The sequence below is a fragment of the Sphingobacterium pedocola genome, from assembly GCF_015209965.1.
GTDB classification, from domain to species: domain Bacteria; phylum Bacteroidota; class Bacteroidia; order Sphingobacteriales; family Sphingobacteriaceae; genus Sphingobacterium; species Sphingobacterium pedocola.
Window position 1 is genome coordinate 1,853,681 of sequence record NZ_MU158689.1, and the last position, 12,051, is coordinate 1,865,731.

At 39.3% G+C, this 12,051-nt stretch carries 12 protein-coding genes; 3 read left to right on the plus strand and 9 right to left on the minus strand.

The window, feature by feature from the left end; genetic code table 11:
• Positions 1–289 precede the first annotated feature (289 nt).
• From C4F40_RS07825 to C4F40_RS07840, 4 genes are all read right to left on the minus strand, one after another.
• Complete coding sequence (locus tag C4F40_RS07825) at positions 290–1,009, minus strand: menaquinone biosynthetic enzyme MqnA/MqnD family protein (protein ID WP_196938779.1); 720 nt, start codon at positions 1,007–1,009, stop codon at positions 290–292.
• Positions 1,002–1,628: a histidine phosphatase family protein gene (locus C4F40_RS07830; protein WP_196938780.1), complete on the minus strand. Its 627-nt coding sequence runs from the start codon at positions 1,626–1,628 to the stop codon at positions 1,002–1,004. Before C4F40_RS07830 ends, C4F40_RS07825 begins: the two co-directional genes overlap by 8 nt.
• 6 nt (positions 1,629–1,634) lie before the next feature.
• Positions 1,635–2,831, minus strand: coding sequence for an aminofutalosine synthase MqnE (gene mqnE, locus C4F40_RS07835; RefSeq protein WP_196938781.1), 1,197 nt, complete (start codon positions 2,829–2,831; stop codon positions 1,635–1,637).
• Between the two features lie 79 nt (positions 2,832–2,910).
• The gene (locus C4F40_RS07840; protein ID WP_196938782.1) at positions 2,911–4,746 is read right to left on the minus strand and encodes an ABC transporter ATP-binding protein; all 1,836 of its coding nucleotides are present in this window, start codon (positions 4,744–4,746) and stop codon (positions 2,911–2,913) included.
• A gap of 159 nt (positions 4,747–4,905) precedes the next feature.
• Here C4F40_RS07840 and C4F40_RS07845 point away from each other — a divergent pair, with 159 nt between their 5' ends.
• The 3 genes from C4F40_RS07845 to C4F40_RS07855 all read left to right on the plus strand — a co-directional run bounded on the left by C4F40_RS07845 (position 4,906) and on the right by C4F40_RS07855 (position 7,521).
• Complete coding sequence (locus C4F40_RS07845; protein ID WP_196938783.1) at positions 4,906–6,069, plus strand: pyridoxal phosphate-dependent aminotransferase; 1,164 nt, start codon at positions 4,906–4,908, stop codon at positions 6,067–6,069.
• A 101-nt stretch (positions 6,070–6,170) separates the two neighbouring features.
• Positions 6,171–7,010 (plus strand): prephenate dehydrogenase, encoded by an 840-nt coding sequence (locus C4F40_RS07850; protein ID WP_196938784.1) that lies wholly within the window; start codon positions 6,171–6,173, stop codon positions 7,008–7,010.
• A 1-nt stretch (position 7,011) separates the two neighbouring features.
• Positions 7,012–7,521 (plus strand): GNAT family N-acetyltransferase, encoded by a 510-nt coding sequence (locus tag C4F40_RS07855; protein WP_196938785.1) that lies wholly within the window; start codon positions 7,012–7,014, stop codon positions 7,519–7,521.
• 500 nt (positions 7,522–8,021) lie between these two features.
• On the opposite strand, the gene C4F40_RS07860 is transcribed toward C4F40_RS07855, so the two are convergent.
• The 5 genes from C4F40_RS07860 to C4F40_RS07880 form a co-directional block, all read right to left on the minus strand.
• The gene (locus C4F40_RS07860; protein WP_196938786.1) at positions 8,022–8,615 is read right to left on the minus strand and encodes an LURP-one-related/scramblase family protein; all 594 of its coding nucleotides are present in this window, start codon (positions 8,613–8,615) and stop codon (positions 8,022–8,024) included.
• A gap of 9 nt (positions 8,616–8,624) precedes the next feature.
• Positions 8,625–9,155, minus strand: coding sequence for a hypothetical protein (locus C4F40_RS07865; protein WP_196938787.1), 531 nt, complete (start codon positions 9,153–9,155; stop codon positions 8,625–8,627).
• A 170-nt stretch (positions 9,156–9,325) separates the two neighbouring features.
• Positions 9,326–10,885, minus strand: coding sequence for a ribonuclease Y (gene rny / locus C4F40_RS07870; RefSeq protein WP_196938788.1), 1,560 nt, complete (start codon positions 10,883–10,885; stop codon positions 9,326–9,328).
• Between the two features lie 488 nt (positions 10,886–11,373).
• Positions 11,374–11,664 carry a cell division protein ZapA gene (locus C4F40_RS07875; protein WP_196938789.1) on the minus strand — a complete coding sequence of 97 codons (291 nt, stop codon included), beginning with the start codon at positions 11,662–11,664 and terminating at the stop codon, positions 11,374–11,376.
• Positions 11,665–11,720: 56 nt separating this feature from the next.
• Positions 11,721–12,029 (minus strand): hypothetical protein, encoded by a 309-nt coding sequence (locus tag C4F40_RS07880; RefSeq protein ID WP_196938790.1) that lies wholly within the window; start codon positions 12,027–12,029, stop codon positions 11,721–11,723.
• Positions 12,030–12,051 lie beyond the last annotated feature (22 nt).

The window sequence follows — 12,051 nt, forward strand, 5'->3', positions numbered from 1 at the left end:
CGAATTGATTGAATTAATACCTCTAAMRMWRMRKKRWYYYRRKKYRKMYKTKTWKAGWMSASMKGAAGTACACAGTGTACGCAAGAAACGCACTACCCTAACAGTCTAGAACAAATGTCGCCTTAGCCATTTGCCAATTGCACGAGGAAGCACGAACCATTCTGGCAAATGGGTACAGCGACGAGTTTTTGCTTCTTTTTGAGGGAAAAAGAAGGCCCCCGTCGCGGGCCAAGCGACAAAAGAAATTAGTATAAAATAAACCTTCATTTAAACCAACACCTACTCCCCTTTACAACGTCTGATATAACTCTAGGTATTTCTGAATAGCGTCTCTTTTTTTAAGTGTTAAATGAAAATCCAACTTTTCGGTGAGATAAGACGAATAATCAAAGTTATCATATATGGGTAATCCCTTAATAACATCCTCTGGATGCGAAACTCCATCTGCCAAGGCCTGATTAAATTCCGCGACAAAATCGGCAGGTAATTCTTTATTGGCTACCCATACGGCAAATGCGAAGGGCAAGCCCGTAAACTCTTTCCAATAGAATCCCAAGTCGTATACGTAAGGCATCGTATCCTTCTTTCCAAAGGTACGATCACCGATCAGCACAAAAGCATCCGCCTCCCCTTTTTTCAACACGTCCGCATCAACTTTCCAGTAGTATTTCAATAAAATTCGTGCTAAGCCATTTGAGGTACGCGATTGATTATCTAGGCGAACTGATTTGATCTCATTGATTGGCTTCTGAGAAAAAATAAATACTGAATCGACCGCACCATCCGCTCCGATACAATAATCGCTAATAATACGATAATATGGTAAATCCAAGAGTGCAGCTATAGGAATAATTCCCATATCCACTTCATTATCGATCACCCGTTGCGCACAACTACTGGGATGATCCAGACTTAAATCAATCCGGTTCATCACAGGAGAAGCCTTTATTCCTTGTAGAAACGGCAATGTATTGGTATAACTTACCGCAGAAATTTTTATCTTACTCATTTTCTAAATTCGCTAAATGTTTAGTACTGTAATAATCGACAATACTAAACTTCCCATTTTCATAATCTAGAATATATAAGGCTGTATTTGTATGGGGAAATTCGTCCATCTGACAGAGCGGAAAATCAGTAAGGTGGCAAAGTAAAATACGCATGGCACGACCATGCATACATACGAGAATGGTTTCTTCATCCGGTTGGGATAACATATAAGATATCGCTTCTTTCTGTCGCGTTACCAGCTGATTAGGGGATTCGCCATTTTCGACGCTTAAATCCAGCTCACTATTTCTCCAAGATGCGATTACCTTTTCAAATCTTGTCATGGTATCCTTGTCTTGTTCTTTTCCTTCATAAATACCCCAACTTATCTCATCGAGCCCTTCAATCTCTTCCAAGGGAATTCCCAGCTCAAGAAAAGAAGCTACCGTTTGCTTAGTTCTTTGCAGTGTAGATGTATAAATTTTATCAAATGGTATATCTTTATACGCATCGAAAAATGCTTGTGCTTGTCGAAGGCCATTTTCATTGAGCGGAGAATTGACTCCCCTTCCCTGCACTATTCCACGTAAATTAAGATCTGTTTGTCCGTGTCTTATGAAGTAAAATGTTTTCTTCAACGTATATTATGAATTTATTACCGGTAATGAATAATATTTTTTCTTTGTATCCTCTTCAAATACATAATCACTGTAATCCGTAACTACATGATATAACGTATCGCGTTCGATAGGATACCTTCCCACATTTTTAATCAATTGCACCAGTTCTTTTGTACTCATCGCCGGTGTCTGCTCTTCCGCCCCCGCCATACTATATATTTTGGTGGTATCATCCAATGTTCCATCGATATCATCAACGCCATACGCCAACGACAGTTGGGCAGTCTCTCGCGAAATCATTGCCCAATAGGCTTTGATATGTGAAAAATTATCCAGGTAAATTCTGGCAATTGCATAGTTACGCAAATCCTCAATAACAGAAACCTCTGGAACATGTTCCATTTGGTTGTCCTTGTTCCTAAACTTTAGCGGAATAAAAGTCTGAAAACCACCTGTCTTATCTTGTTGTTGACGCAGACGTTCCATGTGATCCACACGATGCCAAAATTCTTCAATATGGCCATATAACATGGTCGCATTGGTATGCATACCTAACTTATGCGCCTGCTCGTGTATATCCAACCATTGATCGGCTGTACATTTATCATGGGCAATTTTTTCCCGTATCTCCGGATGAAATATCTCGGCACCACCACCGGGCATAGAATCTAACCCACATTCATGAAGATATTTCATACCCTCATAATGTGATAATTTTGCTTTTTTGAAAATATAATAATATTCTACTGGCGTCAATCCTTTGATATGTAAGTCGGGTCGATGTTCTTTGCAGCGTTTAAAAAATTCTGCATAGAATGCCAGATTTTGCTTTGGAACAACGCCTCCGGTAATGTGAACTTCTGTAACGGGTTCGTTATCATACTTTTTCACCACCTCCATCATCCCATCTACATCCATCTCCCATCCCTCTTCTCGTTGTTTTACCATCCGTGAATACGAACAGAATTTACAATCGTAAACACATACGTTCGTCGGCTCTATATGAAAGTTTCTATTGAAATACGTGTAGTCACCATGTTTTTTTTCGCGGATATAGTTCGCTAACACACCTAAATAACTTACTTCTCCTTTTTCATATAGCAGCACCCCCTCTTCAAACGTAATACGTTGATCAGCGAGCACCTTTTCGGCAATATGTCTTAAATCTGAATCTAAATTTTTGTTACTGATCAAAAAATTTAGTTTTTGTGTAGCATCCATTAGTCTTTCCTTACTATACAAACTTAGCTAAAATTCCCACCAAAAGCCATGCTAAAGTGCTATTTTAGTATACCTTCAGCTAGTCAGCAAATTGTTGCATATCTATTAATCTCTTATACAGGCCATTGTGTTGGATCAATTCTTGGTGTGATCCCGTCTCTATAATTTGACCGGATTCCAACACGACAATCTTATCCGCATTTTGAATCGTACTCAAACGGTGCGCAATTACAACAGTGGTACGATTTTCCATTAATTTGTACAATGCATCCTGCACTAAACGTTCCGATTCGGTATCTAGGGCAGATGTCGCTTCATCCAGCAGCATAATCGGCGGATTTTTCAGTACGGCACGTGCAATACAAATACGTTGACGCTGACCTCCAGATAATTTCGCACCCCTGTCCCCTATATTCGTATGATATCCGCTTTCGGTCTTTGTAATAAAATCATGTGCATTAGCAATACGAGCTGCCTCCTCCACCTGCTCTTGTGTTGCATCGGTATTAGCAAAGGCAATATTATTAAAAATAGTGTCATTAAAAAGGATAGACTCTTGGTTTACCACACCGATCAATGCACGGAGCGAATCTTGGGTAAGATCTCTTAAATTTATCCTATCGAACGTAACCGTTCCTGTAGTCACATCCATAAAACGAGGGATCAAATCCACCAGTGTTGATTTACCGCCTCCCGAAGGCCCAACTAAAGCGACTGTTTGGCCCTTACGTACCGTGAAATTAATACCTCTTAATATCGGTTTTTCACCATAAGAGAAATTTACATTGTTGAATGCGATCTCTTCACGAAACGCGCTGACCTCAATAGCACCTTCTTTATCAAGCAATTCATTTTTTTGATCGATCAGTTCCAATACGCGTTCACCTGCGGCGATACCGTTATGAATATTACTAAATGAGTCAGTCAACGCCTTAGCCGGTCTCATTACCTGTGAAAAAAGAGCGATATAAGCAATAAATTCTGATGCAGTCAATTCACCTTCACCCGTCAACACCAAATGTCCGCCATACAGCAGTATGATGGCGACCATTACAACGCCTAACAATTCAGACACTGGAGAACCTAGTTGCTGACGACGTACCATTCTCCGCATAATGGTTGCATATCGACTATTTTCTCCATTAAATCTGTCCTTAACAAAAGTCGTGGCATTAAATGCTTTTATGATCCTTATGCCCGACAGCGCCTCATCAAGATAGGATATCATATTTGCATACGACTCCTGGCCTGCAATCGCCTGAGATTTTAAAGATTTTACAATTCGCGATATAAAAAAAGCCGATACCGGAATAACGGCGATTGCAAAAAAAGTCAAATTAGTAGAAAGGGAAAACAAAACATATATATATGCTATGAGTTGAAAAGGTTCTTTAAAAACGACTTGCAATGTACTTGTGACCGAGTATTGTACCACCTGAACATCCGAAGATATCTTCGACATGACATCACCTTTTCGCTGGTTCGAAAAATACCCTAAAGGTAGGTCCATTACATTATTAAATACAGTCTTTCGAAGATTTAATAAGGTATGTATGCGAAGATTTTCCATGATCCGCTGCGAAAAATAACGGAACAGGTTCGTGATAAACACGGATATAATGATGCCTATGCAAACGTATTTTAAGGCGCCGTATGCACCAAATTGATTATACAATGTATCTGCATAATAGGTAAACCATTCCGGAAGATCGAAGAAACTATCCGGTTTTACAATCGGTTGTACCGCGCCCGACATACTTTGATCCGTACCGTTAAATAAGACCTGCAGTAGCGGTGCGAGTAATGCTAAATTTAATGTACCGAAAACTACCGTGATAATAGTACAGATGATATATGGAATAGCATACTTTTCTATTGGTTTCGCAAACGATAAAAGTCGAAAATAAGTTTTCATCTAAAGATATAAGTCACAAAAATAGCAAATTTGTATGTATATACAGCAAAGCCCCATGCTATTGAATAAATATGGCAAAGAATTGATAAATTATTTATTCTAAAAATAGGGTGCATTTCATGGCTAAATTCTTAATTTAGGGCCGTTAATATAAATAAAATGCAAATTGAAGTTGCCAAAAGGCTGCAGCACACGGAAGAATATTATTTCTCCAAGAAATTGAGAGAAATTGACGAAATGAACAAGGCCGGAGCCAAAGTCATCAATTTAGGAATCGGAAGTCCCGATCTTCCACCTCATCCTGATGTAATCCAAACATTGCAGGAGGAAGCTGCTTTACCTACCGCACACGGATATCAGAATTACAAAGGCGTTCCCGCCTTGCGTGATGCGATGTCAAATTGGTATGCCCGATATTATGGCGTACAGTTAAATTCCAGCACAGAAATACTTCCTCTCATTGGTTCGAAAGAAGGAATCGTACATATTTGCATGACGTATCTTCAGGAAGGCGATGAAGCGTTTATCCCCAATCCGGGCTACCCTACTTATGCATCGGCGATACGTCTAAGTGGCGCAACTGCTAGACCGTATACGCTTTCTGAAGAGAACGGCTGGCTGCCCAATTTTGCAGAACTCGAAAAGCAAGATCTTTCGAAGGTAAAAATAATGTGGGTAAATTACCCACATATGCCTACGGGAGCTTCTGCTAGTCATACCTTTTTTAGTGATCTAGTGGCATTTGCGCAGCGAAACAATATCTTGATATGTCATGACAACCCATATAGCTTTATCCTGAATGAAACCCCGCAAAGTCTATTGGCTGTAGCAGGCGCTAAGGATGTAGCCATCGAGTTGAATTCACTCAGTAAATCATCCAATATGGCCGGATGGCGTATTGGGATGCTCGTTGCAGCAGAAGAACGCATCAATGAAATCCTTCGTTTTAAGACCAATATGGATTCGGGCATGTTTTTACCCATGCAGCTGGCCGCAGCAAAAGCCTTATCCTTAGAAAAATCCTGGTACGACGAGCTTAATGAAACCTATTGTAATAGACGAGAAAAGGTGTACGAAATTATGGATATGTTGGGTTGCATCTACAGCAGGGAGCAGGTAGGACTTTTTGTATGGGCAAAAATCCCGAAGACATTTGATTCCGGTTATCAGCTCAGCGACAGTATACTCGAACGTGGAAAAGTATTTATTACACCGGGCGGAATTTTTGGTAGCGCAGGAAATCAATATATTCGTATAAGTCTTTGCGCAAAAGAAGAGGTGTTGGAAGAAGCGATATCACGCATTAAGGCGAGCAAGGAATAAAGAGTAAAAAACAAAGAATAAGGGGTAAAGAATAAGGATTATTAGGCGTATATATGCACCTAATACTCAATACCTAATACTTCAAGACTCAATACTGAATAATGAACATAGCTATTGTCGGAGTAGGACTTATCGGGGGATCGGTAGGTATCCGACTTAAACAAACGAAATTCTGTAATAAGATTATTGGTGTGGATAAGAACGAATCCAACCAAAAAAAGGCCTTGGAATTGGGTTTAGTAGATGAAATCGCCACATTAGATGAAGCTTTAGGAAATGCTAAAGTTATCATCTTAACCGTTCCGGTAGATGCTATTATGCAACTCACACCTTACATTTTGGATCGAATTACAGATCAGGTCATCATCGATATGGGATCCACCAAGATCAATATCCTAAATAAAATAGTCGATCATCCTAAACGTGGACGCTATGTCGCTGCTCACCCTATGGCGGGTACGGAATATTCCGGACCTGAAGCAGCCGTATCAAATTTGTTCAAGGATAAGAACATGGTGTATGTAGAGGCCTTCAAATCTGATGAAGATGCCTTCGATCTGGCAGATGCCATTACGGATCAATTGGAGATGAAATCCACATTTATGACTGCTGAAGAGCATGATATGCATACCGCCTATGTATCGCATATTTCGCATTTAACTTCTTTTGCACTGGCGCTGACTGTATTAGAGAAAGAAAAATCCCAAGGCCGCATTTTTGAATTAGCAGGTTCTGGTTTTGAATCGACCGTACGTTTGGCGAAGTCATCTCCCGATATGTGGACGCCTATTTTTAAACAAAATAGAGAAAATGTATTGGAAGTTCTGGCCGAACATATAAAGCAATTAAAGAAACTTCATGATAAAATCGAGCAGGAAGATTATGAAGGCTTACATAAATTGATTAAAAAATCAAATAAGATTAAACGTATTATCAAGTAACATGATACCTCGGATTTCCTTATCAAACGAATTGATTGAATTAATACCTCTTGAAAAGAGGGATTTCGATTTATTGTATCTAGTAGCTTCAGATAAAGAAATTTGGGCACAACACCCCGATTTCAACCGGTATACGCCAGTCGGATTTACCCAATACTTCAAAAAACTTTTAAATACGGATTTGCCCTACCTTATCATTGACAAAAAAACAGAGCATGTAATAGGTGCTACGTCGTTTTACGAATATAATGATAAGGAACGCTCAGTCGCTATTGGATACACTTTTTTGGCTAAAGCGTATTGGGGAGGCACGTACAATCACTCTGTTAAACAGCTGATGATACACACCGCATTCGAGCTTGTAGATAAGATTATTTTTCATGTCCGCGAGAAAAATTTCCGATCCCAAGCAGCGTTAGCAAAAATCGGCGCAATTAAGGAGAAAGAATACACTGCTTCTTTCGATGCCGACGCTTTGCAATTTGAGTATGCGATTTATAAAAATGCTTAGTTGGCATAGGCGTGTTTATTAATAAATTTAAGGAAGGTTTATTTTATTCATCTTTTTGTCCCTCGCCATACCTTTCCGTCGCGGCCACGACAAGGCTCCTTCTTTCTTCTTGAAAAGAAAGAAGCAAAGATTCAAGACTTGGTCAATGTTACACTAAAAGCTTTTGAATTTCCTAAACAGCTCTGAGACGTTGCACTTCGTAGATCTGTTCTTCACGCAAATCCAAAAGCTTTCTTAACGCTACATCGACCTAGGTCGTCCTTTTAAATGCAGCTGAAATAGAAAGATACTGTTATACATAATAAAGCACTATCCTTACATGCCCGACAAATGTCGCCTTAGCCATTTGCCAATAGCACGAGGACGCACGAACCATTCTGGCAAATGGGTACAGCGACGATTTTTTCCTTCTTTTTATAAAAAAAGAAGTCGCCTCGCGCCGGCGAAATGGGCGCATAAAAATTGATTAAGAAAAACCTTCTTTTACGCTAACACATTAATCAACCATTACTCCTCTCCATTAACACCAAAAGCATTAAACTGAGCACAAAACGTTCGTCATCTACTTCCCTTTCTGTTATTTTGTATACGCTGAATTTTCTCCCAAAGAAAGAAGGTTCCTTTTTTATCTCGAACATCTCCTCTCCAGCATCGTCTCGCAAGATATAAGAGGGATTAAACAAATAGCCGGACAACATGCCAATAAGAGGGATTTCTCCAAAGAGCCCATCCCAAAATTTAGTCCACGGATTCTTTTCCTTAATACTATGATCTATAGAATCATTGGGATCCATCAGATTAAAGGTCGATCGCCAAAGCGATTTTAGGGTCTTCCTCCTCACCTTACCAACTACCCTACCGTTTCCATCCGTTATCGTAAAAGTTTGCTGAAAATCAATTAATTTATTAGACGTTAATTCGTACAACAATTCAGATTTTGATTGATCTCGATATACATTGATACGGTCTCTCCAAGAAAACATTTTCTCCCTGACATAATAAATTGTGTCGCCTAACGCATCAGTCGCCACAAAATCATTGGTAAGTGTAGTAATACGAAATTGAAAATGAAGCGGATAGTTCAATTGATCCATAATTACAAATTAATATTTTATTTTCAATTTATCAAACACTTTAGACCAGAGCCAAATCGGCCCCACGGTTAATAATTTAATAAAATCGTTTCCGCTAACAGGTTTGGATTCTCTTTTTGCCAATATCCAAAGAACGAATAAGCTGATGACGCTGATCATCGTACAAACCAGTACCACGCTCGGTCCGCCATCGCGTTCCACATATTCCAGTTGCACAATAAAAAAGCTCATAGCGGCTATTGAAAATAAAATGGCATAAGATAAAGTTGGCGATAGTTTTAAATAGATGTATATAGCTATAGCAATAAAAAATGAACCCCAATTGAGAAAGGTGTGCATATTTAATTTAACCAGGAAATCAAACTGCGGGAAAGGGATCATCCATATCAATCCCATAATTCCAAAAAAAGCGAAAGCTAGACATACCGCATACAAACTTTTGCTTCCCGCTCCGAAATTACTATCTAATTCATGAAAATATTTATCAACGGGGCGAGAAAACTCGGGTTGTTTTGTGCCGTTAGCATTCTTTTTGTTCATCTGTATAAACTTATTTTAAATGGCTAATGAGAACTCGATATAACTAGTAGTTGCACTATGTAGGCCAACATTCGTTACGTCTCGGATTCATATTGCAAAGTTAATCAATTAATGGTAAAAAAGCCCCAACAAGAGTTGAGGCTTAAATAAAGTTGTATTTAATTTCTAGGTTACTTCGCGTATGACACCGATCTCGTTTCGCGGATTACCGTTACTTTGATTTGACCCGGATAGGTCATTTCAGTTTGTATACGGTTCGAAATATCAGCGGCTAATACTTCTGCTGCCGCATCGCTGATCCGTTCGGACTCTACCACGACGCGTAACTCGCGGCCTGCCTGGATAGCGAATGTTTTCTCTACACCGGGATACGATAATGCTAATGCTTCTAGTTCTTTTAAACGCTTGATATAACTTTCAACAACTTCGCGACGTGCTCCCGGCCGGGCACCAGAAATCGCATCACAAGCCTGCACGACAGGAGAAATCATAGATGTCATTTCTATTTCATCGTGATGGGCTCCGATTGCATTACATACATCTGGGTGTTCTTTGTATTTCTCGGCCAATTGCATACCCAATATAGCATGTGGTAGTTCGGGATTATCATCAGGCACCTTGCCAATATCGTGTAATAGACCTGCTCGCTTGGCCATTTTTACATTTAAGCCGAGCTCCGCCGCCATCGTTGCAGCAAAGTTAGCCACCTCACGCGAGTGTTGTAATAGGTTCTGACCATAAGAAGAACGGTAGCGCATACGTCCTACCATGCGGATTAGTTCGGGATGCAAGCCATGGATACCAAGGTCTATAACGGTACGTTCCCCAATTTCAACGATTTCATCTTCGATCTGTGTACGCGTTTTGGCAACCACCTCTTCAATACGAGCTGGATGAATACGACCATCTGTTACCAATCTATGTAAGGATAGACGGGCAATCTCGCGACGCACCGGATCAAATCCCGATAGGATGATAGCCTCGGGTGTATCGTCTACAATAATTTCAACACCGGTAGCAGCTTCGAGCGCACGTATATTACGACCTTCACGACCGATAATACGTCCTTTGATTTCATCATTTTCAATATTAAAAATGGAAACGGTATTTTCAATCGCAGACTCCGTAGCCGTACGTTGAATGGTCTGTATGACCACTTTTTTAGCTTCTTTAGAGGCTGTTAATTTGGCTTCGTCGACGATATCTTTAATCTGCATAATCGCCTGAGAACGCGCTTCTTCACGTAATGAAGATACCAATTGTTCTTTCGCTTCGTTAGCAGTTAATCCCGCAATTGTTTCCAATTGCTGAATATGTTGATTTTTTAGTTGATCAACCTCTTCGCTTTTCTTTTCATTCAATTCAATGAGTTGGTCTAATTTTTTATTTTTAACATCCAACTCCTGTTTTTCCCGATTTAAAGTCTCTAATTTTTGATTTATAGACTGTTCTTTTTGGCGGGTACTGTTTTCCTTTTGAGCTACCGTGTTATTACGTTGGTTAACCTCTTTTTCGTGCTCTGCCTTAAGTTGAAGAAACTTCTCTTTAGCTTCTAGCTGACGTTGTTTCTTGATATGTTCGGCATGTTTTTCAGCCTCTTTTATAATGCTCTCCGCTTTCTCGTTGGCAGCTTGCTCTTGCTTCTTGAACAGTAGTTGTAATAAATACCGTCCAATAACAACGCCAATAAGAAGTGAAATTATTATTGAAATTGTCGTTGATAACTCCATTTTATTTATTGTATATATTTAGTTTTTAATAATTTTCTATCCAAAACATTCTGAACCATTTTTTGTCATCCCCGAGATTCCTCGAGGCAGGCTCCGACTCCGAATTTTGTCATCCCGACTTCGGAGGGATCTAAACAACATATCTTTAGACCCATTCGACTCCACTTTGTTCCGCTCAGGGTGACGTTCCCCTTCCTGTCATCAGCCATCCAATGTGTTTGCCTAAAATCTGAACTCTCGGCATGACAAAGCACCAATCTCTCAGCTACTTAACAAAAAAAAAACCGCAATTAAATTTAAACAGGCTTCATGTATTATTAAACTTCGATTACACATGATTTGAGCGTATGATTATGACCTAGATGGCTTTCGCAAAATGGCCTATATCTTTGTATTGCTCGTGATATTGAAGCGTTAAGTTTAAAATAGTGACAACCCGAATTTAATTGCGGCAAATTCGTCGTTAAACAGCTCTATAAAGAACGATCTTATTTTTTAAAGAAATCTGTCAATAAATTATCCAGTTCATGAACCGTTTGCTCCAAGCCTATGTCTTGATTTTGTGCACTACGCTCGGCTTTAATCATACCTGTAGCATATTGCAATACACACATAGATAGCAAATCCTGCTTATCACGAACTGCATAATTGTCCTGCAATTCCTTTATTTTTTCATTTATCAATTTCGCAGCGTGACGAATCACCTCTTCCTCTTCTGTTTCCACACGTAGGGGATACACACGATCTGCAATATTTATTTTTATGGAAATATCTCCCATTTTCTTGAGCTTAATAACGTAATAAACTTATACCCCTATCCTTCTTACCTACCCTACTATTTTAGTAAGTTTATACATTTGTCTATTTCTCGCACAAAATCGTTAATTTTTTGCTTTGTGTCAAGTGTTTTTTCATTTATAGCGACTTTATCTATATCAGACTCTTCCAAGGATTTTGCTACCGTCATTACTTTTAGCTTATCTTCAAGCTGTTGAACTTTATCCGAACTCGTATCAAACGCAACTTGTACAGATTGCAGTTCTAATTTTAGTAGGTCATTCTCTTCTTGTAAGGCTTCGCACAATTGAATTAAATTTTTCGTTTTCTCAACGATAACATTCACTTGTGATGATAATGACGTCATAAATTATTTCGCAATTAATATG